We start from the raw sequence: 25057 nt of genomic DNA on the forward strand, positions 1-25057 counted from the left end.
ACTAGTGAGTTTATATAAAAATTCATTAATTACAATCACTACGACTACAAGTATTGATGGTGCTGCTAGTGAACTAATCTCGCTTAGAGATTTTTTATTAGGACTTACAGTAAGGGGTGGAGTGCATACTGCAATTTATGGTAGTAATGAAATAATTGCACCAGGTGTTTACACAACTTCAACTATTGATGTTTCTGGAAATTTCACATTAGACGCAAAAGGCGATCCTAATGTCGTTTTTGTCTTTAGAACTGGCGGTGCGTTTGGAACTGTAGGCGCTAATATGATATTAGCAAATGGAGCACAAGCTTGTAATATTTTTTGGGTGAGTACAGGAGCTGCAAATATAGGTGCGGATTCTACAATGTATGGCACTATAATTTCTGGGGGTGCTGTCTCTATAGCTGCGAGATCTTTTATCGAGGGTAGGATGTTTTCTACTATGGGATCCATTGCTTTTGGACCAGGAGCAGCTTATATCCCATGTACGCTTTCAAAAGTTATTGATATTAAATCATTAGCTCATTTTATTATTTTATCAAAAGGCGGTGCATTGTCTAATGCAGGGATCTCAACATATACTGGAGGAATAGCAACTCAATCAGGTGCAATTACAGGTTTCGAAAATGCTACAGGAGCCACTTTTTATACTCCGACAGGTACTTTTCAAACTTTTAGTATGGGCGATAATAAAATAGAAGCAGCTGTCGATTTTGGGTTGTATTTAGATAACATTTTGATACTAAATTCTTTCAGAACAACAACAAGTAATTCGGGGTATAGGAATATTAGTTTACAGGGAACCACAAAAATAGAATCAGGGCAAATAATTGACGTAAAATGGAAAAAAACAATAGCAAAACTAGAATTAGGAACCAGAAATTTAACCTTAATCAAGGTCAGATAAATTAAAAATTATAAAACACACAGAAACAATACATGAAAAAAAGTTTAATTATTATTACCGCATTGCTACTAACACAGATTAACCAAGCCCAAATAGGAATTGGTACACTACTTCCAAATAACTCCTCCATTTTAGATTTAACATCCACTGAAAAAGGACTCCTTATTCCAAGAATGACGACCACTCAAAGGAACTTAATTGCATCGCCAGCACTGGGTCTAATAATTTTTAATACAGTTGAAGGAGAATTTAATTCATACAATGGTGCTGTTTTGGGTTGGCAAGACTTTTCCACGGCCTATAAATCCGTTTCGGCTACAGGAGAAACAACAACAAACTCAACTACAGATTTTCTGGCAGCTGGAATGACTGTAGCTCCACTAACTCGTGGAACTTATTCGGTAGTATTTAATAGTCAGTTCAATAATGCTGCATCGACAGTAACAACTACGGTAACAACTTCGGGTGCAGGAACAGCGAAAGGAAAGGCTGATTTAAAAATAGCTTATGACCAACTAAGAGCTATGCCCGACACTCAACCCTTACACGCTGCTGCAATGGGTTCTGGGGAAACACTGTTACCTGGAGTTTATTCTTTTGTTGCCGCTGCCTCAGTTGCAGGAACTTTAAACTTAGACGCTCAAAATGATCCCAATGCACTTTTTGTATTTAATATTGGGGGGGCATTTGCTTGTGGAGCATCAACTATTATTGTGTTGAAAAATGGTGCAAAAGCAAGTAATATTTTTTATGCATCTGTGGGATCGCCCAGTGTTGGAGCCGGATCTACTATGATAGGTACAATGATAGCTGGTTCAGGTGCAGGAGCAATCTCTGCTACGTGTACTCTTGAAGGTAGGCTGATGACTTTAGCCGGTGCAATTACTTTTGGTCCAGCAACAGCTGTTGTCCCCTTAGATGTATCACCTATTAATCTGGGAGCAGCAACAAGCTTTGCTTTATTTACTGGCGGTGGGGATATATCTAATACTGCAGCTTCGACAATTACAGGAGACATTGGTACTGATTTAGGGGGTGTTACAGGTCTTGAAACATCAACTCACAACGGAAAAATTTATTTATCTACAACTCCATCATCAGTGGGATCTAGTACAACCACCACCACAACAGAACCAAATAATAAGCCATCGGTAGCTTCGTTTAGTATATATCAAAATGGAAATTTAATTCCTAGTTCGACCAAATCATTATCTTGTAATGCCAGTGTTTTAAATCTATCGCTACAAGCAATAGCAACCGTTGAAGCAAATCAATCTATTGAGGTTAGATGGAACACAAATTCTGAAAAAATAGCATTAGGAAATAGAACCTTGACTATAATTAAAGTAAAATAAAACCTAATTAGGTTTTAAGTCCGATTATTTAAACATATTGTCGATAATAATCTTTTTTTTGAGACTTTTTTATTATAATTATTCTTACTAAAAAAGATTATTATTTGTTTCCAGAAACTATTTACTTTAATTAAAATTCGAAAGCGAATCACAATGAAAATAAACTTTTTCTTTTTTACATTATTTCTTATTATAAGTTCAGGATTTGTTCATGCCCAAATAGGCATAGGAACACTAATTCCTGATGCCTCTGCTATATTAGATTTGTCATCGACTACAAAAGGAATGCTTTTGCCAAGAATGACCACATTAGAGCGAGGAGCACTCCTCAAGCCAGCAAAGGGCTTAGTGATTTTTAATACTACAACAAATCAAATAGAAAATAATATTGGTGATGGCTTAGAGAGTATTATTTGGGTGGGCACTTCTAATAAAGCAATTACAGCACCCTTGGGAAATAATTCAACACAAATCGCTACAACCGAGTTTGTTTTGGCAAATTCTAATAAATTTAAATCAATTAATGCCACAGAATCTCTTTTGACGACCTCCACAGTGGACGAAGTAATTTCTGGAATGACAATTTCTCCTCCAGCTGGCACATATTTTGTGAATTTTAATAGTCAATACAATTATACCCTAGGGCCAACAGAAAGTGCACCAACACCTGTAACTACAAACCAAGCGGCAATTGATCTCCGTGCAATTTACGATCAGATTAATGCTATAACAACGCCTAAAACCCCACATATTGCTGTTTTGGGTAATGGAGAAATTCTTAAGCCAGGTGTTTACACTACAGGTGCTGCAGCTGCATTTCTGGGTACGTTAACATTGGATGGTCAAAATGATCCTAACTCGGTTTTTATATTTAGAATTGGCGCGGCTTTTAATTCGGGGGCAGGCGCAATGGTTGTTTTAACAAATGGCGCACTTGCTTGCAATGTTTTTTGGGTTGCAGAAGCGGCCATTGGTTTGGGAGCAATTACAAAAATGAAGGGAACGATAATCTCTAACGGTGCAGCAATTGGAGCAGGTGCGGGATGTGTTATCGAAGGAAGACTTTTAACCACAAATGGAACTATACTTTCGGATAATTTAACGTTGACAATTCCAGAAAATTGTTCTCCAATTAAACTAGGAGTATTGGAAACTTTTGGAATGTTCACTTCGTTGGGTAATATTGAAAATATATTTACATCGGCTATCAAGGGCAATGTAGGAACTAATTCGGGAGTTATTACAGGATTAACTGCACCAATGGTTGTTGGCGTTATTTTTCCACCAGGGGGATCAGCTCAAGTGAAATTTATACTTGCACCACTTACTGCTGGTTTAGCCACATTTAGTATTTATCAAAATGGAGTGATGATCGCTAACTCCAATAGAACAAGAATAAGTACCTTAAGTGCTACAGATATTTCTTTGCAAGCTATTTCAACAATAGCCTCTGGCCAGAGTATCGATATTAGATGGAAAACAGATCAAGGAGGTTTGACAATTGGGAATAGAATAATGACCCTAGTTAATGTGAGAGAATAGTTTTTTAAAATTAAATAATTAAAAGCCAGATCTAAAAAATAAATTTATGGAATATAATTGTAATTTCTATTCGTCGTATTCTTTTTTCATTTAGTGAGAGGCATTAGAACGTTGCCTTTACAAACTTTTAAATCTACCTTCCGAACATAAAAGTAATGTTTCAGCAGGGGTGACTCTCCGAGGCATGAGATTTGTGTATTCCCACAAAGGGAATAGTAGCGATTGACGATCTCTACGATGTAAACAATATTAAAAATGTATTGAAGAGGAAAAGTTTAGGGCTAACTCTATCAAATATTTCAGATTCATAAAGCAACAGATTTTTAGCTAATTATCATAAAGTTTGCTGGTTATTTACTTGTCATTTAGTTAGTAAAATATTATCTCTGTTATTATTTTACTAACTAAACTAAAAGGATTATTTCTCATAAAGGAAAGATATTTTTGCATTCTGTGAAATAAATTCAATAATTTTGTAAAGAAAAAACTAATTAGTAATGGCTTTGAGAACTAAATAAATGGTATATAGATACAACTTAACTCCTTGGTTCTTAGAAATAAGTTAAAATTGATTTGTCCTTCTTCCCAATATGCTGTTAAAAAGTAGAGACCTAATAATTCACTATAGCTATTAAATAAAAAAATTGATTTCCATAAAAATATCTTCAACAATCGGTAATTTGTATAATGTGATAGTAGTATTATGTTTATGTATTAGAAGTTACCTAATTACCGGAATCTTATCGTCTTTTACCCAATCGCAATTTATGAAAGTGTAAGTATCCGAACAATCTACTATTGGTGGTTTTGCTTTTTGTGTTATTTTGATATTGATTGTACCATTACTACAGTTTGTAGGATTAAGGTTCTCACAAATTTTATAAACTAAAGTATATTCACCAAAGGCGATGCCATTGGTTATAGATAGCTCTCCCGTACTTGTGTTTAAATTAATATTTGCATTAGCACCCGACTCTAGCGTAATTGTTACTTCACTCGCCACTACAGAAATAGTATTTAATTTATCATTTGTTAGAATAGTTCCTAATGTTGCACTTGTGTTACACTCCAGCTCGTAACTATCATTGATCGCTGAAATTACCGCGGAAGTTACGGTTACATTACTCGTTACGGTGCTGCAACTTGTAGGATTAGAAACCTCGCATATAGTATAGGATATGGAATAAGTTCCAGCAGCTGTGTTTGTTGCCACAGTTATTGTTCCATCAGGATTCATTGTTAATGGGCCGCTTTTTGTAGAAGTTAAAGTCACTTGTCCTGGAGCGGTCCCGATTACGGCTTGAATTCCGATTACGGTATCATTTGCTAGTACACTTGTTGTGTTGGTGCCTGGTAATGCACTTGGAGTATCTGCTACTGCTTCAATTGCTGCTAAACAGGAAGAATTCACTACAACTATCACGTTTACTTTGCTGAAACAACCTACTATATTATCTCGATAAGCAACATAGTATGTTCCTGAAGGGGCAGCAGCAGTAATTGCACTTCCTGATAGCCTATTGGAATCTGACACAGGTGAGGCATTGTGAAATGTAAGAGTCATTCCCGAAGGAGTACCCGTAGTTGCCACAAAGCTATTCAAATCCACAGTAGTAGCAGGACATGTATTTGTGGCTACACGTAATGGTGCCGCTTCACTATAACAAGTACCAAAATTATAGACACCATAGTAAAGCCGGGGAATTACTGCTGTGGGAGATGCTACCCAACTACTAGCTGATATTGGTAAAGCATTGTGCCACTCAAATGTAGCACCATTTGGTGGAGATGCACTTGGCTGGTGCGTTGTTAAGTCTGCGGTTTGGGCAAATGTTACATTAACAAAGCCTAACAATACAAACATCCAACCCAAAATACAGTATTTTATATTTATATATTTTTTCATCAAAAAATTTGGTTTACAGATAATGGTATAATTTAATTTAATGTTGGTGCTGCAATCTTGATCGTACAATTATCCAATGTCCATACATCAATTAAAGCTTTTTTCTTAGTTAAACTTAAATCTGCAGTACAAGTATTAGAGCCTACTGCGAAAGTAAGTGTGCCTAGGGCAGTACCATCGTATTTCATTGGGATATTGAATGTTTGGACTCCTGTATTAGTTGTAGTTACGTAGGTAATTCCATTGGCTAAACTCATGCCTGACCCACTCAAAGTAACTTGGAAATTACCTACGGTTGCAACATTCATACTAACTACGAGTGTTACTTGATTTGGTTCGCCTTGCACTGGTGCTTGAATAATTTGAGTTTTGGCACAATCTAATATTCCAGCTGTTGTTGGTGCTGCAACTACAATTGTAGAGGTCACTGTATTACAATTTTTTGGGATGCTAACTTCGCATATTTTATAGGTAAGGTTATTATTTCCTACTGCTGTATTTGGTGCAATTGTAACCGTACCATTTGCATTTAATGTCATTCCGTTTGGTATAGTAACTCCTGTAAGAACAACATTTCCTGGCGCTGTTCCGATAACTACGGGTGCACCACCCAAAAGATCATTTGCAGTTAATGCAGGGGTATTTCCACCCGTTAAACCATTTACGGATGCAGTTGTTTCTGCTACTGCTGCTATAACTGGGTAAGGAGCAGTTGCAGCTCCACCAATACAATTCGAAGACGTAAAATTTGCACTATCAGTGAATGTGATATAACCAGTCCGAGAAAACACGTTTCCACACGGAAGACTCGCTCCAGCCCCGAAAGTTACATAGCTTTCTGCAAAAATAGTACCGATAAATGGTGTAAGGCCACCTACAGATAGATACAATCCTGAATTCCAAATTATACTAGCGCCTGGGCCTGAATTAATTATTTTAAATGTAACATTAGCAGCCACGACAATAGCACTATCTACATTAAAAATCCATTTTGGGTTTGCAGCTCCACCACCATCAAAGGTAATAACGGCGCTTGCAGGAATGCCTAAAGCACTTGCGTAGTGATATACTCCGGGTGCTAAGGTCTGCGCGACACCTAAAGTAGCTGTAACAGGTGTAAAATCTGCCGTCAGAGCTGATAGTGCTGCCTTTGCATCAGCCATTTCTAGTAGTTGAGCGGAAAGGACTGTATTCGGTGTTGTTTGTGTACCTGCAACCGCACCAGTACCTAATGTGATGTAGATATTAGCATAGAGGTCTCCAGCTGTAGTGTTAGCGCCTAGTGTGACATATTGGCCCGAGCTGACATTATTGCTCACCACAGCGCTTGCGCCGTAGCTCGTATGCGCAGCAGATACCGAAGTAAACCTTGCTAAATTAGGCCCAATTATAGGTGTTTGACTAAAGCCTGTGTTTGGAAATGACAGTAGAGCGATAGCTATTACACTAAACAGTAACTGTTTTTTCATATCAAAAAATTTAGTTTAGAGATAATGGTATAATTTAATTTAATGTTGGCGCTGCAATCTTGATCGTACAATTATCCAATGTCCATACATCAATTAAAGCTTTTTTCATAGTTAAACTTAAATCTGCAGTACAAGTGTTAGAGCCTACTGCGAAAGTAAGTGTGCCTAAGGTAGAACCGTCATATTTCATTGGGATATAAAATGTCTGAACTCCTGTAGTATTTGTAGTTACGTGGTTAATTCCATTGGCTAAACTCATACCCGACCCATTTAAAGTAACTGGAAAATTACCTGCGGTTGCAACATTCATACTAACTACAAGTGCAACTTGATTGGGTACTCCTTGTATAGGTGCTTGAATAATTTGAGTTTTGGCACAATCTAATATTCCAGTCGGCGCTGGCACAGTTACCGTTATGGTACTTGTTACCGTACTACAATTTGTTGGGTTGGTAACTTCGCATATTTTATAGGTAAGGTTATAATTTCCTGTCGCTGTATTTGGTACAATAGTAACCGTACCATTTGCATTTAATGTCATTCCGTTTGGTATAGTAACCCCTGTAAGAACAACATTTCCTGGAGCTGTTCCGATAACTACGGGCGCACCGCTCAAAAGGTCATTTGCAGTTAATGCAGCGGTGTTTCCACCCGTAAAACCATTTACGGATGCAGTTGTCTCTGCTACGGCTAATAGAACTGGATAAGGATTAGATGCAGCTCCACCAATACAATTCGAAGATGTGTAACTTACATCAGGACCTAATATTATATAACCAGTGCGAGAAAATACGTTACCACACGGGAGACTTGCTCCCGCCGCAAAAGTTACATAACTTTCTGCAAAAATAGTACCCACAAATGGTGTAAGTCCACCTATTGTTATATGCGATCCTGAATTCCAAATTACACTAGCTCCTGGGCCTGAATTAATTATTTTAAATGTAACACCAGCAGCCACGACGATAGCAGCATTTACATTAAAAATCCATTTTGGGTTTGCAGCCCCACCACCATCAAAGGTAACAACGGCGTTAGCAGGAATGCCTAAAGCAGCCGTGTAAAGGTATACTCCTGGTACAATGATATCTGCGACACCAAAGCCAACGGAAGCAGGTGTGAAATTTGGCGTCAGAGCCGATAGGGCTGCCTTCGCATCAGCTATTTCTTGTAGTTGAGCGGATAGGATTGTATTTGGAATTGTTTGCGTACCTACAACCGCTCCAGCACCTAATGTGATGTAGCCATTAGCATAGAGGTCTCCTGCTGTTGTGTTAGCGCCAATCGTCATGTAAGGCCTGCGCTTACATTATTACTCACTACAGCGCTTGCACCGTAGCTCGTATGCAAAGCTGATACCGAAGTAAACTTTGCTAAATTAGGTCCAATTGTAGGTATTTGACTAAAGCTTGAATTTGGAAATAATAATAGAGCGATAGCTATTACACTAAATAGGAACTGTTTTTTCATATCAAAAAATTTAGTTTACCGATAATGGTATAATTTAATTTAATGTTGGCGCTGCAATCTTGATGGTACAATTATCCAATGTCCATACATCAATTACAGCTTTTTTCATAGTCAAACTTAAATCTGCAATACAAGTGTTAGAGCCCACTGCGAAAGTAAGCGTGCCTAAGGTGGTGCCATCATAATTCATTGGGATATTAAATGTTCGCTCTCCCGTAAAAGTTGTAGCTACGTAGGTAATTCCATTGGCTAAACTCATACCTGACCCATTCAAAGTAACTGGAAAATTACCTGCGGTTGTAACATTCATACTAACTACAAGGGTTACCTGATTAGGTACGCCTAGCATTGGGGCTTGAATAATTTGAGTTTTAGTACAATCTAATGTTCCAGTCGGCGCTGGCATAGTTACCGTTATGGTACTTGTTACTGTACTACAATTTGTTGGATTGGTAACTTCGCAGATCTTATAACTTATTGGATAACTTCCTGCTGGCGTGTTTACTGCAATAGCAATAGTTCCTGTAGTAAGATTCATTGTTAAGAGTCCGTTTGGTGTAGCTGTCAAAGTTACTTGTCCCGGAGCTGTACCGATTACGGCTTGAATTCCATTTAATGTATCATTGTCGATAACACTTACGGTGTTGGTTCCTGAAAATACACTTGGATTATCTGCTACTGTTACTATTACAGGCAACCCTAAAGATGTAGAAGTTACACATTCTGGATTGTTATAAATAATACCTGCATAAGTAGTAGCTGCACCACCAGTGGAAAGAAGCCTACCCGATAGAAACAAACCAGCTCCAGAGGTACAAGCGCCACCATGGGAAAGAAAAGTTCCTTTTAAATCAGATGCGGCTCCTATGCTAATGGCACCAGTGGCAATTCCAGCTCCACCAATCCAAAAAACATTACAACGACGTGCTCCATTAGCTAAAATAATTTTTGATCCTGCTCCTACACCAATTGCCCCAGCAAATTTAAAAACAAATATGGCATTGGGATTATTTTGAGCATCTAAAGTGAGCGTTCCTCCTAAAGAACCTGCGCTATTTATAAAATAAACACCCGCATTAATTGTTTCTCCAATACCAAAAGCTGCAGTATGGTCAGTAACTGTATTTGGAAGAGCCATAAGCGCTATGTATGCGTTATCTAAATCTATTTTTGCTTGTGCTGTTGCAGCGTTAGCAGTTTCAAAAGAACCGATAACAATAGACGACTCATAACCAGATGAAGCACCAGATTCTGTTCCAAGTTTTCCATTGATTCCGCTGGTGCCGGTATTTGTTACAGCACCTAAATTAGTAAAAAGGGCATAATTTGAAAGAACGCCTAAAACATCAACGGACGGTGCTGGACTGCAATCCGATTCACAAAATATTGGAATGGTGCAAATGCCCGGAGGTAGACTAACTGCAGCTCCAACTCCAGTAACTATCGCTCCTTCAAAACTAAGCATTCTTCCCTCAAGAACAGAACCTGCCCCAATGCCTACAGCGCCTACTTTTGCAAATAGAGTTCCTTTTAGATTTACATTTGCCGCTACAGAAATAGCTCCATCAGCCATAAAAAAAACATTACAAGATTGTGTTCCTCCAATTAAATTAACAACTGCACCAGCTCCCACTGTCATTGCGCCTCCAAACTTAATTATAAAGAAGGAGTTAGGATTTCCTCCGCCATCAAGATTAAGAACCGTGCCCAAAGATCCAGCAGCAGGTATGGAATAAACACCGGGTATTAGCGTTTCGCCACCTCCAAAAGCTGCAGCATGCGTAGCTGGGTAGTCAACAAAAAGTCCGTTAAGGTGAATGTAGAACCTCATTAGATCGTAGCGAGCCTGAGCGGTTGACGCATTGGCATTGTAGGTATTTCCAATAAAATCAGGTGGCGTACCAAGTCCACTAATTATTCCAGCATTTGTACCAGCATCGCCTGTCCAAGTGGCTCCCGTTCCATTTGTTATAGCTCCAGCTCCTGTATACCCTTCAAAAGAGGTAAGTATTCCTAAATTGGCAGTGCCATTGGGAGTTTGACTAAAAAGGGCAGTGGAGAAAAGCAAAAGTGCAATAGATACTAAACTGTAAAATAACTCTTTTTTCATAATGTAGATGAATTGAAAATATTGAGGTAAAAATGAAATGAGAATAACCGGCACTTGCCTCTTATCAATTTTGTTCTGATTATTTTTTTTAAATAATTCAATTTTTGATCAAAACTACTTTTCCGAAAACACGCTCTGTTTTTCGTACGGATTTGGACGTGAAAATTAAAATATAAAATTTGATATAATAATGTGCTACTGAAATACGCCAAGTAATAGTTGTCCGTATATCGGTATAACGTTATCGATTTTGGTTATGGTTATGGAATATTTTAAATGCATTAATAACTTTATAATCCGTAGCGAAAAAATTGCAGGACGCTGATAATACCGATTCGCATAATCAAAAACGCGGATAGAAATAAATTTAAGGAATCTGTGAAAATTTTTTGAATCCGTGGTGAATTTTTTTTACAGGACGCTGATAATTCGAATTTGCAAAAGCGAAAACACGGATAAAAACGGATTTGAGGAATCTGTGAAAATCTTTTGAATCAGTGGTAAAAAAACACACCATTAATCCGTCATTGCGACCAGGGACGCAGTAATTGTTAAGAACGCAACAATCTCATGTTGCATGCAGTCAACAACAGCAGATAGCTGCGTTCCTCAAAAAATACAGTAAGCGACCTCGGGAAAATTGAAATTGACCGATTCATTTAATTCTTACTTTTGGTAACACTATCGATTGAAGCTGTGTGCCACTTCGGATAATATCCAAATATAAATCATTATCTTATTGCCGGAATCTTATTGTCTTTTACCCAGTCGCAGTTTACGAAAGTGAAAGTATCCGAACAAGCTACTATTTCTGGCTTGGCCTTTTGAGTTATTTTGATATTGATTGTACCATTACTACAGTTTGTAGGATTCAGGTTTTCACAAATTTTATATACTAAAGTATATTCACCAAAGGCGATGCCATTGGTTATAGATAGCTCTCCCGTACTTGTGTTTAAAATAATATTTACATTAGCACCCGACACTAATGTAATGGTTATTTTATTTGCTACGACAGAAACAGAATTTAATGTGTCATTTGTTAGCACAGTACCTAATATTGCACTTGCGTTACAGTCCAGCTCGTAACTATCATTGACCGCTAAAATTACTGCAGCAGTTACAGTTACCGTACTCGTTACGGTGCTACAACTTATCGGATTGGAAACCTCACATATAGTATAGGATATGGAATAAGTTCCAGCAGCTGTGTTAGCCGTAACAGTTATTGTTCCGTCCGCATTCATGGTTAGGGGACTGTTCGAGTCTGGTGTAGAAGTCAAAGTTACCTGTCCTGCTGCAGTTCCGATTACTACTGGATCACCATTCAAAGTATCATTGGCAAGCACACTTGCTGTGTTTGTCCCGGGTAATACATTTGAACTATCTGCTATTGCTTCTATAGCTGGCGCGTTTAGGGATCTAGAGGTAACACATTTGGGGTTGTTATATACTATGCCTGAATATGTACTAATTGCCCCGCCGGTAGAAAGTTGTCTTCCAGCAATAAAGCTAGAAGCACCTGAGCCAACTGCACCACCATGCGACAGAAAGGTACCTTGTAATGTAGCACCTGCTCCAATGTCTATAGCACCTGTAGGAGAACCAGCGCCACCAATCCAGAAAACATTACAACGGCGTGCTCCATTAATTAAAATTGTTTTGGCTTGCGCCCCAACTGATAACGTGGTAGTAAATTTAAAAACAAATATAGCGTTGGGATCATTTTGGCCATCTAAAACTAATGTGTTTAATAAAGATCCAGCACCATTTACAGAATAAACTCCCGGAGTGATGATTTCCCCACCGGGCGCGACAGACCCAAAAGTTGGTGAGTGTGCAACAAGTACAACAGGACTAACACCTGCATCCGAAGGCACTGTATTTGGCAAAGCCATAAGTGCTTTATAAGCATTGTCAATATCTATTTTCGCTTGTGCTGTACTCGGATTTCCAATGTTGAATGACCCTACAATTATTGAAGATTCAAAACCACTGATAGTGCCAGAATCAGTGCCAATATCACCGTCAATACCAGATATACTAGTAGTGGTAACAGCCCCTAAGGTGGTATATAGGGCATAATTAGCTAAACTGCCCAAAACATCAACGGCAGGAGCAGGGCTACAACTAGCTTCGCATGATATTGGAATAGTACAAGTCCCTGGCGGGGGACTTACTTTTCCACCAGAACCAACGACTAATGCCCCATCTAAAGATAGCATTCTTCCTTCGAGAATAGCATTAGCACCTAAGCCAACTGCTCCGACCTTAGCAAATAAGGTTCCCTTGATATTAGCATCAGCCGCGACAGCTATTGAGCCATCTGCTATATAAAAGACATTGCACGATTGTGTACCATTTTTTAAAATAACATTTGCTCCTGCTCCTACTGTCATAGCACCAAAATATTTTATTACAAAAAAGGCATTTGGATCTCCTTGACCATCGAGGGTGAGGTTTGTCCCAATAGATCCACCACCCGGGATAGAATAAACACCCGGTGTAATAGTTTCACCTCCTCCAAAAGCTGCAGCATGAGTAGCTGGATAGTCTACAAACAAAGCGTTAAGGTGAATATACAATCGAAACAAATCGAATCTGCACTGTGCGGTCGTTGAATTGGCTGCGTAAGTTTTACCAGTAAAAATTGGTGGTGCGGTAAATCCGCTAAATCCCCCAACATTTGTGCCAGCATCACCGGTCCAAGTCCCGCCGTTTGTAATAGCTCCCGCTCCAGTGTAGCCTTCAAAAGATTCTAGTATTCCTAAATTAACAGTTTGACTTAATATTTTGTTTGAGCTAAATATAAGCACGCTAATTGCTACAAATAGATATATTTTTTTTTTCACAAGAGAGTTGGTTTGGAATATAAAAAGTTAATGAAATGGGAATTAAAGAAAGTTACTTATGTTTACTTTATGTTAATTGCCTATTTTCGTGATTCAAAATTCAAGTTGTATTTTACAACTTAACTGAAAAAAAATATAATTTAGGTTTTGCAAACATTGCAAACATTGCAAAAATATTTAAATTATTTTTAATAAAATAACACAAAGTAATAACTGTTCTTGCAGTTTCATAACCGCATCGAAATGAATCATTAAATTCGAAAGCTATTAAAATTCATTTCTTTCGCTACGATTACAATAAAGGATATAAAAGTGTTTGGATGATAAATTCTAATTTTTATGATTAACCAATTACTTAACAGATACTTTTTAAAAATATAAATTATCTAATTACGGGAAGCTTACTGTCTTTTATCCAGTCGCAGTTTACGAAAGTGAAAGTATCCGAACAATCTACTATTGCTGGCTTTGCCTTTTGAGTTATTTTGATATTGATTGTACCATTACTGCAGTTTGCAGGATTAAGGTTCTCACAAATTTTATACACTAATGTATATTCACCAAATGCAATACCATTAATTATAGATAACTCTCCATTACTTGTGTTTAAATTTATATTTGCATTAGCAACCGAAACTAAAGAAATGGTTACTTTATTTGCCACTACAGAAATAGAATTTAATGTGTCATTTGTTAGCACAGTACCTAATATTGCACCTGCGTTACAGTCCAGCTCGTAACTATCATTGAACGCTGAAATTACCGCAGCAGTTATTGTTACAAAACTTGTTACGCTACTACAACTTGCAGGATTAGAAACCTCACATATAGTATAAGATATTGAATAAGTTCCAGCAGCTGTGTTAGCCGCAACAGTTATTGTTCCATCAGGATTCATTGTTAATGGACCGCTGTTTGTAAAAGTTAAAGTCACTTGTCCCGGAGCGGTCCCGATTACGGCTTGAATTCCGTTTACGGTATCATTTGCAAGTACACTTGAAGTGTTGGTGTCTGGTAATGCACTTGGGGTATCTGCTATTGCTTCAATGGCAGGCGCATTTAATGACCGAGAGGTGACACATTCTGGGTTATTGTAAACCACTCCTCCATAAGTAACAATCGCTCCACCTGTAGAAATTTGTCGTCCCGCAATAAAACAAGAAGCACCAGAGCCAACCGCTCCACCATGAGAGAAAAAGGTTCCTTGTACGTCTGCACCTGCTCCAATGTCAATAGCACCAGTAGCTATTCCCGCGCCACCAATCCAGAAAACATTACAGCGGCGCGCACCATTAATCAAAATCATTTTTGCATTTGCACCAACTGAAAAAGTTCCTGCAAATTTGAATACAAATATTGAATTAGAATCATTTTGACCATCTAATACAAGTGTATTCAATAAAGCCCCATTATTATTTATCAAATATACTCCCGGAGTTATTGTTTCTCCACCCGCAGCAATAGATCCAAAAACAGGACTATGTGCTATTATTGCAGGCACTACCCCCTGTGGAGAGGGTACTGTGTTTGGGAGTGCCATTAGACTTAAATAGGCATTTTCTATATCAATACTTGCTTGGGACGTACTGGAATTTGCGATGTTAAAAGACCCAATAATTATTGAATCTGCAAAACCAGTTATAGAGCCAGAATTTGCACCAATATTACCATTAATACCCGATACAGCTGTGTTAGAAACAGCACCTAAATTGGTATAAAGGGCATAATTAGCCACAACTCCTAAAACATCAACAGCAGGTGCTGGAGTACAACTAGTTTCACAAAAAATTGGAATAGTACATTTACCTGGTGGAGGGCTTACTTTTGATCCAACTCCAGTATTTATTGCTCCTGATAAAGTAAGCATTCTTCCTTCAACAATGGCTCCAGCTCCCAAACCAATGGCTCCTACCTTAGCAAAAAGGGTTCCTTTAATGTTAGCACTTGCCGCAACAGCTATAGAACCGTCCGCTATGAAGAACACATTGCAAGATTGTGTACCTCCTGTCAAAATAACGTTTGCCCCAGCACCTACCGTCATTGCACCAGCAAATTTTAAAACAAAAAATGCATTTGGATTACCTCCCCCGTCAAGAGTAAGATTCGTTCCTACGGATCCAGCGCCTGATCTAGAGTAAACACCTGGGGTAAGTACTTCTCCAGCTCCAAAGGCAGCAGCATGGGTATCTGGATAATTTACAAATAACGCATTAAGGTGGATATACAATCGAAACAAATCGAATCTACATTGGGCAGTCGTTGCATTGGCAGCATAGGTAGTACCAACAAAGGTGGGTGGTCCACCAAATCCACCAAATCCACCCACATTTGTACCGGCATCCCCTATCCATGTTCCAGCATTTGTAATTGAAGATTCACCAGTATACCCTTCAAAAGATTCCAGTATTCCTAGATTAATGGTTTGGCTTAATATTTTGTTTGAGCTAAATAATAGCACTAGTGTTGCTATTGACAGATATAACTTTTTTTTCACAAGAGAGATAGGATTATAAATTATAATGAAATGGAAATTAATTACGGTTGCTTCTGTTTAATTTATGAGCGGAGTTACTTGCTTCTTTTACTAATTCAAAATTCAAGTAATATTTTTATAATTTAGTAGTATATTTTATGATAAACAATTTTCTTTAGTACACGGGAGATAAAATTATTTAAATTATTTTTAATGGAATAATACTAGGTAGTAAGTGCACTTAGTTTCATAATTGTATCGAATTGGGTCATAAAAATTGAAACCTATCAAAATTCATTTCTTTTTCATGAAAATGATAGAAAAAAGCTATAAAAATGCATTGATGATAAATTCTAATTTTTATGTTAACCGATCAGATAAAAGTTTACTATTTAAAAATAAAAAATCATCTTATTATGGGAACCTTATTATCTTTTACCCATGTACAATGTGTGAAAGTGAAAGTATCCGAGCAATCTACTTTTGCAGGCTCTACAGGTTTAGTTATTTTTATATAAATATTACTACTACTACAATTTGTTGGATTTAGTTTCTCACATATTTTATATTCCAAAGTATGTGCACCATATCCAAGAAAGCTAGTTATTGAAAGATCTCCCGTAGTTGTATTTAAAATAATATTTTCGTTACCTCCTGATATTATGGTAATCGTGATGTCGTTTTCCGAAAAAGTCGTAGTATTTAATGTGTCATTAGTTAGCACATTTCCTAAAGTAACGCTTGCAGTACACTGTAGGTTATAATTATCATTTATCGCAGCTATTCCTAGTGCAGTCACTGTTACATTACTAGTTACGGTACTACAACTTGTTGGATTTGAAACCTCACAGATGGTGTACGTTATAGGATAAATTCCAGCAGCGGTATTAGATGCCACAGTTATTGCTCCATCGGGATTCATAGTTAAAGGTTCGTTGGCGGTGGAGTACAAAGTTACTTGTCCTGCTGCAGTTCCTATTACTGCTGGGGCACCATTTAAAGCATCGTTATTGATTACACTTGCTGTGTTTGTGTCAGGTAAAGCGCTTGGCCTATCTGTTATTGCTTCAATGGCCGGTATTTTTAAAGATTTAGAAGTAATACAAACAGGATTGTTAAAAATTACACCGGAGTAGGCAGTAACTGCTCCGCCAGTAGAAAGCAGCCTGCCTCCAAGAAACACAGATGCACCCGAGCCACAAGCTCCGTTGTGAGAAAGAAAAGTTCCTTTTAAAACAGCACCTGCACCGATAGCTATCGCACCAGTGGGAACGCCAGCTCCACCTATCCAGAAAACGTTACATTGTCGTGCTCCGTTGATTAGAATCATTTTTGCTCCTGCAGCAACTGTCAATGAGGAAGCAAATTTAAAAACGAAGATTGCGTTGGGATTATCTTGACCATCTAAAATAAGATTTCCTACTAGGGATCCAGCTGCATTTATAAAATAAACACCTGCATTTATAGTTTCTCCTTCCAGTGATGTGTTCCCAAACGAAGAACCATGCGGAAAAAGTACTTGCGGCAAAACGCCTGCGTCGGAGGGCACTGTATTTGGTAATGCCATAAGAGAATTATACGCATTTTCTATATCTATTTTTGCTTGTGCTGTATTCGCATTTGCAATGTTGAAGGACCCCACAATTATTGAATTTTCAAAACCAGTTGCCGATCCAGAATTCGAGCCAATATTACCGTCAATACCTGTAACTCCAGTATTAGAGACAGCCCCTAAGTTAGTATACAAGGCATAGTTAGAAAGCACTCCCAAAACATCAACATCAGGAGCAGGATTACATACATTTTCGCAAAATATTGGAATTGTACACACGTCTGGTGGTTGACTCACTTTTGCACCAACTCCGGTAACCAACGCACCTTGAAGGGTAAGCATTCGTCCTTCAAGAGTAGCGCCTGCGCCCAGATCAATGGCACCTATGCGGGAAAGTATTGTTCCTTTAAGATTAGCATTTGCTGCAACAGAAATTGTCCCGTCTGCAATAAAAAAGACATTACTAGATTTCGTTCCTCCTATTAAATTAACTTGCGCATTAGCTCCTACCGTCATTGCACCGAAAAACTTAATTACAAAAAAAGCATTTGGATTGCCTCCGCCGTCAAGGTTTAGAATTGTTCCTATAGATCCTGCACCCGGAATGGAGTAAACTCCCGGCTGAATTGTCTCTCCAGCCCCAAAAGCAGCAGGATGGGTGGCCGGAAAGTCAACAAAGAGGTCGTTAAGGTGAATGTATAATCGAAACAAATCAATTCTACTTTGTACTGTGATTGCATTAGCATTATAAACATTACCTGTAAACGATGGTGGTGCACCAAATCCACTAATTGATCCATTATTGGTTCCAACATCACCAGTCCAGGAAGCTCCGGCCCCGTTTGTTACAGCTCCGGCCCCGGTGAAGCCCTCAAAAGATTCCAGTATTCCAAGATTAACGTTTTGGCTTACTATTTCAGTGGAAAAAAGCAATATCGATAAGAGAAGCGGTATCTTGAAAGATAAATATGTTTTCATTAAATTAATTAAGTGAGAATGAACTTAAAGAATGAAATAGGAATTAAATCATAATTCATTTCAACTTTCAATTACAACCATGAATTTTAATGATCTATTGATAATAATTAACGCTATACTTCAAATAATTTTGGAAAGACTAATTAAATATTAATGATCAAATTATAATAATTGCAAATTTCGAAGGTCATCTTATGTTAAAAAAATAAAAGGTAATAAACGTTGATTAAACGGTATAAGTGTATTTATTTGGGGTATAATGTATTTATATGCTCGAAAAAAAAATATTTACTTAATCTTAAAAAAAAAAGATAATCTTACGTTGAGGCCACAAAAAAACTTCTTCAAAAATATCTATCAGTGAAAATGTGGAAATGTTAACTTTACACTCATAAAAAATTTCAGAACAAATACCTTAATTCTCATTTATGAAAAGATTTGAAAAATTCACGACGAATTTTTCAAAGAGATAGCGGTTCAATTGAGTTATGAAAGACATAATATTTCAAAATTAGTAAAACAATTTGGTAATACGGCTCTACAATTGTATCGATAGAGAAAAGAGTGTGAAGGGTTTGGATAAGGAAGTTATCCTAGTAAAGCCAATGTTAAGCAAACACCAGATTAGGAGCTAATAGCCGAGTTTAAATAGAACAAAAAGATGCAAAAATGCAACGGATATTTTAAAAAAAGCAATCGGTATCTTTTCCATAAAAGGTCTATGATTTACTCTCTCTTTAGAAATGATAAAAAAATATTTCCCATTAAAAAAACGTGCAAAGTTTTACAAGTTGGTCAAACAATTTATTATCAATAGAAAAGCAGTTCTGTTTCCGATAGGAAACAAAGAGCTGTGTTGGTTAAATAAAAAATGACTTCCATTTATTCTGATTCAAAACAGCGATATAGACCCCCAAGAAAGAAAGCTTAGGTGGCTTCTTTAAGGTATAAGTTATCAAGATTAACTGTTGTAAATATAGACCTTAAGTATCATTGGCAATTAAACTTCGGGCATTTGCATATTTACATTTTTCCCGGGAATGTAGATTCCTCTTTTTACAGATTTGATTATTCCTTGATTTTTCAGTGCTTTAATTTCATGATTAGGTCGGTTGTATTGGCGCAGTAGGCTGGTCAAAATTTGATAGGTGATTGGCTGCGCTGCAAGCGAAGATAATAATTTGCTGAAATCCATGATTAAGATATTTTTGTAAAATTATCGACAGATACACGGTATTTAATCGAATATTTATTCATAAATAAACATTTTTTATTTTAATTTTAAAAGTGTTTGACCGGTATTTAATCGATTACACTTCCGCAAATACACAAATAATTATACAATGGTGTTTCATTGAAATATTAATTATTAGTTACTAACATTAAATAGCAGTATTTAATTAGTAGGATAGCACTTTCGATTTCACAAGGTTTTTATTTGATCAGTAGATACTAAAAAATAATAAATAATTAGCAGGTAACTTATGGTTTTGATTATTAGGAAGCGACACAAATTATTCTTTTTTATTCTTAGGCTGTACCTTGAATTTACCCGAAAAGGGATTATCAGCCATTAGCGAATGTTTATTGCTAAAATAAAAGCTCCTTTTTGCTAAACTGGGATTTTTAAATCCAATTCAAAGGGGCAATCGGAAGATTTATCCAGAAAAAATAATTTAATTGAAACGGACGTTTCAATTACCTGTAGTTCGAGCAATTCCGTGCCTCCAAAGTAAGTAAACTCCATTTTTAATTTGATGTATATTATAAATAGGTATAAAATCTAAAGAACATCTCCCTGCAAAGGAGCCTTTTTCATTTCTAAAAATTCATGTGAATAGTTTCGCCTATTTGTTTATTCTCTTTTTTCTTTTTATTTGCTACAATGGAATATGAGGCAGGAGCTGCGGCATTGTCCTTTTATTTTTGGTGACAAGAAAAAAATAAAATTGATAATTAGAGCATCAAAAAAATTTTCATACCAATATTTTGAATTTAGTGTTTCAAATTTAGTTTTTTTTGACGCTATTTTTTTATACGACAGCAATTGTACTCTTGTAATATCTGGGTATAAATTTATCTTTTTTTTGTCGTTTTTCTTAAAAATACTTTCCTTAAAATCTCTCCTTTAGCTTTTTTGTATAATCACAATTATTCCTTCATATCAGGAATTATCCATTGATTTTGTAGCAGATTAGAAACCTACAATTTGTAATTTAATTTAATATAAATTTTTAAAATCAAGATTTTGCTCCCTTTATTGCATTTTTTATCATTTAGTTGATATTCTTAGACAGATTTATTAATCATAAATGCTGTAAAACTCGATAGCAAATTTTTGGATAATTTTAAACTTTGGGGAATTCTTCACTTTAAAGCGTCAGGCGCAACCTTAATAATCGAGTATATAAAAATTCACTATTCCGTGAAAAAATGCTAATAATTAGAAGTCAGTCAATTGTTGAAGTCTGCGACTTATTTTAGAATAATCTTCAGATAATAGAAATTGATTCAGTCAAAAGCGCCTCGAAAAAAGTCCGACGCAGTCCGGCGCGATTTCAGTGCGGCGGGCCTTTGGCTTCGGTTGGTATTATCAGTAATAAATCCGTTAATAGGGGTGCTTCTATATTGGCTGGTATCGGGTAGCAACTTTATGAATGAAGTCTTTTGGAGTTTTTGGAAGAACCATAAAATCATTCCTTTCTTTGTAACCATTTGGATAAGGTGGTACAGAAGTGGGAGCAATTGGGCGGTTTTTTATGGGATTAAAATGTCTCGTTCGGGGGGTATTAGCAAGGCAGAGGGAGTAAAAAGAGAATACGATCTGACATAAATAATTTAAAGCAGGTTGATAATATTAGGGACAGGCAGTATTTACTGCCTGCCCTAATGAATTAATTAAAAAGTAGCGCATCCATTCCTTTGGTTGCAAAATCGGTACAAAGGTTAAAAGCTGACTGTGACCGTTGCTGTCCTGTACCACCCATTAAAAGCGAACACAATTTGGTTTCCTCATCCTTGTAAGAGCGTACATTTTGAAAATAGCCTGTTATGGCGTTGTATGCCCCAAAAACGGTTCCTTTGGTAGTATTCATTAATTGAGTAGGGTCGCTCATAGCATAAGAAAATGCACTATCGACCATATTGGTAAAACAGGAAGACAGTTCGTCCTCATTGCCTTCTTGAAGGTTTTTGAGCACCTCTTTGCTTGGTGCAAGGGCAGATTGGATGAGTTTCTTTACCTCGTTGTCCGAAATGGGCAGTTTTGTCCAATAATTGAAAATAGCTTGCATTTGTTCCGACAAGATATCTGAAAGGCCCATGACCTTGTGTGCTTGTTCCAAACGTTGTTTGGCATTGGAGGTATGGCGAATGCGAACGGTATTGCTTTGGTTGCGCAGGGCAGCATTCAAGGTATTGGCGCAAACAATACGAACGGGGGTAAAAGCAGCAGTAATGCTTCCGCTTCCATCATGGGAGGTCGTTAGGAAAATGTACTTTTCGATTAGGTCATCTTTACCCACGCGGATATAGTTTGGCAGTTTAGCGGTAATAAAAATGCGTTCCCCTTTGCCTAAAGCCCCTGCGGTTTCGTACAGAATACCGTCACCACCAACAATAGTATCAAAAAAGGAAAAGGCATCCCTGTTTTGTACGATTTGGTAGTCTTTGCCTACCACGCCCAAAACGACATCGTTGTCGGTGCGTACGGAACTGAAATAATTTGGTACTTCTATAGTACTGTGGAGCAGGTCGCCTTCGATGGAAATTTTGTCCGACTTGGGTGTAAACAGTTTCCTTTTTTCCACTTCGTAATCCAGTCCTGCGTAGTGTATTGCCTCAGCGCTAGTGGGATAGTCCTGTATAACCTGCCCTAAATTGTGCCATGCTTTTTCTTTGACACTGAAAAAGCTGTGTTTTGCCGTCTGCTCGTTGTAATTGAGATTGTGTGCCATGATGTTGTGATTTAGATGATTACTATTAGTATTTCAATTGCTTCCTTAGAACCCGTCCCACTCCACAAAATGTTTTCAAAAGAAAAAACGGGAAAAAAGAAAGCAAGAAATAAGGGGCTTATGGAAGTGGAGAGCTATAAGTCCCGAAGGGTGGCCAGAGTAACACAGCCATTATGCGCTCGCAGCATACATGAGACACTATCTTAGCTGCCTTTTAGTCCGTTTGGAAAGAAAACTGAATTTAAAATCGTATTGTTTTTTACAAAAAAATCCGATTGAGGCAATTGATGGAGAAATACTATTATCAGTGTCAATAGGATTTACGGGGCTGCTGGTAGTTTTCTTTAAAGAATCTTATTTTCAGAAGATAAAGCAGATGGTCAGCAGGTTTTGGATTATAACTTGATCCTATTTAGTAATTGTAATGTAAGTTCATCAGATAATCCATTGAAATATTTTTGCAATACCTTCTGAAATACCGGATTGGCATTTTCAACGTTTGCGAATAACGTCATGCAAGAGCGTAATTTCATGTCATCTGGAGTTCCAAATATTTCTGCAGCTGTTTTTCCCTCAAGTTGGAGCACAACGGAAGAAATTTCAATTAGGTGTTGTCCCAAGACAGGATGTTGTAAATAGACTTTAGCTTCATTTCGATTTTCAATTCCATAAAACTGTGCGGTTTCACTAGAACCCAATCCATTTAATTGAGGAAAAATGTACCACATCCAGTGGGTGTCTTTTTTTCCATTTTTTAGTTCTGAAAGTGCTTTTAGGTACACCTGATTTTGTGCGTCTAAAAATTTGATTAATTCGTTGTTAGTAGTCATTTGTTTATTTGCTTGCCATTGGAAAATCGTATACCAAAAGTACTACTTTATTGATCACCCATCCAAGGCGTTTATTAAAAATTTGTTAGAGTAGTAGTTACAGCTACCTTAAAATAAAGTTGATTTGCGAAGAATATCGTTCAGGAACTTATGACATAGTTAGAACCTATGGTTTTCGCTGTAACATGGTGATGCAATAATTTCCTGCTGTGAATAATTCTAAGTGATTTAAACGAGTTTTCATTCCTTCTGGTTCTGTTTAAAAAGCACTTTTCTGGGATATTTCTCCGCATACGCAAGGATTAAATCCACACTGTATTGGTTACTTTTGTATGGAGTGACATGATTTTTTATTTCAGATGGATCCGTAAAACCAATATCCGAAGCGATATATCCCATTCCATAGAAGTGACCTTTTTCAACCCAAATGCAACTGCGTTCTTCGTCAGATCTTCCTTTGTCTATAATGGCAAAGCTGGGTCTGTTTTTTACTAAAAAATCAATAGCGTTTTCGACTTGTTCGTTGTGTTGTTCCATGTCAGGTAAATCGTTCCGGTCCGGTTTAGGGATAAATTCTTCATGGTCGTCCATGCCGTAATTGCAGAATCGATTATCAATGCCAAATTGTTCGGATAAGCTACGCAATACATTGATGCCTTTGTATAAACTATTGAAAGATTCTATGCTCGCCTGAAATTTGCCTAATTTGCCAATAGCCAAATATCGGTAACCGCTGCGGGCTTCATACTCATACAATCCATATTTAGGGTCAAAGCGTTTTAATGCCCTGTTGTAGGTGGGCCACAGTTTCTTAATTTCAGTACACTCCAGCAACAGTGCCATTAATTCGGTAGCACAGATTTCAAAGGAAATGGCATGTATGTCCCGCAAGAAATTTTGTCTTTGTGGAGTGATATTATGACCACTGAAATGGGAAGCCACGCGTTTTTTTAAGTTGATAGCCTTTCCTACGTAAATGACTTTTCTTGTCTGATCGTAAAAATAATAGACTCCTGCTTTATCCGGTAACTGCTCGAAATCAGCAGGCGGTAGGTTGGGGGGTAAGCGCTGGTCTTGAGAAGTCTTTTTTATCATTTTTTCGATTACACCTTCAACGTCCCATTTCAGTAAACGGGAAAATAAAATTGCGGTAGCATCCGCATCACCGCCAGCACGGTGCTGGTTTGTCAAAGGTATGTCTAAGGAATTGCAAAGTCTGCCTAAACTATATGAAGCTAGTCCCGACTTAATCTTTCTGGCTGCTCGAACGGTGCATAATTTCGGCGCAGTCCATTTGAAACCGCTGGCTTCGAGTTGGTGGCGAACAAACGAATAATCAAAGTTCACATTATGGGCAACAAAAATACGTCCGCTAAGCATTTCTAAAACCTTTTCAGAAATGGCATCAAAAATGGGTGCGTCCTGTACCATTTCATTGTTAATGCCAGTTAGCGAAAAAATGGCAAGCGGTATTTCCTTTTCTGGGTTGACGAGCGTTTCCCAACGGTCGATTATACTAGTTCCGTTATGGATAATTATGGCAATTTCTGTAATGCGGCTGCCACTGGCATTCCCGCCTGTGGTTTCTATATCTACTATTGCGTATTCCTGATTTTTCATTTGGTATATAACGTAAAATGTATTGTTATTCTTGTGT

14 protein-coding genes are annotated in these 25057 nt (G+C 37.4%); 3 read left to right on the forward strand and 11 right to left on the reverse strand.

Annotation, left to right across the window (positions count from 1 at the left end; translation table 11 throughout):
• Positions 1 to 4 precede the first annotated feature (4 nt).
• The 3 genes from AC0J6S_RS11365 to AC0J6S_RS11375 all read left to right on the forward strand — a co-directional run bounded on the left by AC0J6S_RS11365 (position 5) and on the right by AC0J6S_RS11375 (position 3804).
• Positions 5 to 907: an ice-binding family protein gene (locus AC0J6S_RS11365; RefSeq protein ID WP_474953914.1), complete on the forward strand. Its 903-nt coding sequence runs from the start codon at positions 5 to 7 to the stop codon at positions 905 to 907.
• A 32-nt stretch (positions 908 to 939) separates the two neighbouring features.
• Positions 940 to 2262, forward strand: a complete 1323-nt coding sequence (locus AC0J6S_RS11370; protein ID WP_474953915.1) for an ice-binding family protein — start codon at positions 940 to 942, stop codon at positions 2260 to 2262.
• A 153-nt stretch (positions 2263 to 2415) separates the two neighbouring features.
• Entirely contained in the window at positions 2416 to 3804 is a 1389-nt protein-coding gene (locus AC0J6S_RS11375; RefSeq protein WP_474953916.1) for an ice-binding family protein, read from the forward strand.
• Between the two features lie 721 nt (positions 3805 to 4525).
• Here AC0J6S_RS11375 and AC0J6S_RS11380 read toward each other — a convergent pair.
• The 11 genes from AC0J6S_RS11380 to AC0J6S_RS11430 all read right to left on the reverse strand — a co-directional run bounded on the left by AC0J6S_RS11380 (position 4526) and on the right by AC0J6S_RS11430 (position 25020).
• Positions 4526 to 5710 (reverse strand): hypothetical protein, encoded by a 1185-nt coding sequence (locus tag AC0J6S_RS11380; protein WP_474953917.1) that lies wholly within the window; start codon positions 5708 to 5710, stop codon positions 4526 to 4528.
• Positions 5711 to 5742: 32 nt separating this feature from the next.
• Positions 5743 to 7179: an ice-binding family protein gene (locus tag AC0J6S_RS11385; protein WP_474953918.1), complete on the reverse strand. Its 1437-nt coding sequence runs from the start codon at positions 7177 to 7179 to the stop codon at positions 5743 to 5745.
• Between the two features lie 34 nt (positions 7180 to 7213).
• Positions 7214 to 8470 carry an ice-binding family protein gene (locus AC0J6S_RS11390; protein WP_474953919.1) on the reverse strand — a complete coding sequence of 419 codons (1257 nt, stop codon included), beginning with the start codon at positions 8468 to 8470 and terminating at the stop codon, positions 7214 to 7216.
• 213 nt (positions 8471 to 8683) lie between these two features.
• Positions 8684 to 10759, reverse strand: coding sequence for an ice-binding family protein (locus tag AC0J6S_RS11395; RefSeq protein WP_474953920.1), 2076 nt, complete (start codon positions 10757 to 10759; stop codon positions 8684 to 8686).
• 731 nt (positions 10760 to 11490) lie between these two features.
• Positions 11491 to 13611 (reverse strand): ice-binding family protein, encoded by a 2121-nt coding sequence (locus AC0J6S_RS11400; RefSeq protein WP_474953921.1) that lies wholly within the window; start codon positions 13609 to 13611, stop codon positions 11491 to 11493.
• A 382-nt stretch (positions 13612 to 13993) separates the two neighbouring features.
• Positions 13994 to 16069, reverse strand: coding sequence for an ice-binding family protein (locus AC0J6S_RS11405; RefSeq protein WP_474953922.1), 2076 nt, complete (start codon positions 16067 to 16069; stop codon positions 13994 to 13996).
• Positions 16070 to 16490: 421 nt separating this feature from the next.
• Positions 16491 to 18614 (reverse strand): ice-binding family protein, encoded by a 2124-nt coding sequence (locus AC0J6S_RS11410; RefSeq protein WP_474953923.1) that lies wholly within the window; start codon positions 18612 to 18614, stop codon positions 16491 to 16493.
• Positions 18615 to 19614: 1000 nt separating this feature from the next.
• Positions 19615 to 19809, reverse strand: coding sequence for a hypothetical protein (locus AC0J6S_RS11415; protein ID WP_474953924.1), 195 nt, complete (start codon positions 19807 to 19809; stop codon positions 19615 to 19617).
• A gap of 1699 nt (positions 19810 to 21508) precedes the next feature.
• The gene (locus tag AC0J6S_RS11420; protein ID WP_474953925.1) at positions 21509 to 22570 is read right to left on the reverse strand and encodes a DUF932 domain-containing protein; all 1062 of its coding nucleotides are present in this window, start codon (positions 22568 to 22570) and stop codon (positions 21509 to 21511) included.
• A gap of 395 nt (positions 22571 to 22965) precedes the next feature.
• The gene (locus AC0J6S_RS11425) at positions 22966 to 23400 is read right to left on the reverse strand and encodes a DUF1810 domain-containing protein (RefSeq protein ID WP_474953926.1); all 435 of its coding nucleotides are present in this window, start codon (positions 23398 to 23400) and stop codon (positions 22966 to 22968) included.
• A 240-nt stretch (positions 23401 to 23640) separates the two neighbouring features.
• A complete protein-coding gene (locus AC0J6S_RS11430) occupies positions 23641 to 25020 on the reverse strand; it encodes an exonuclease domain-containing protein (protein WP_474953927.1) in 1380 nt (459 codons plus the stop codon).
• Positions 25021 to 25057 lie beyond the last annotated feature (37 nt).

The sequence above is a fragment of the Flavobacterium sp. TS_SC_5 genome (assembly GCF_056156265.1).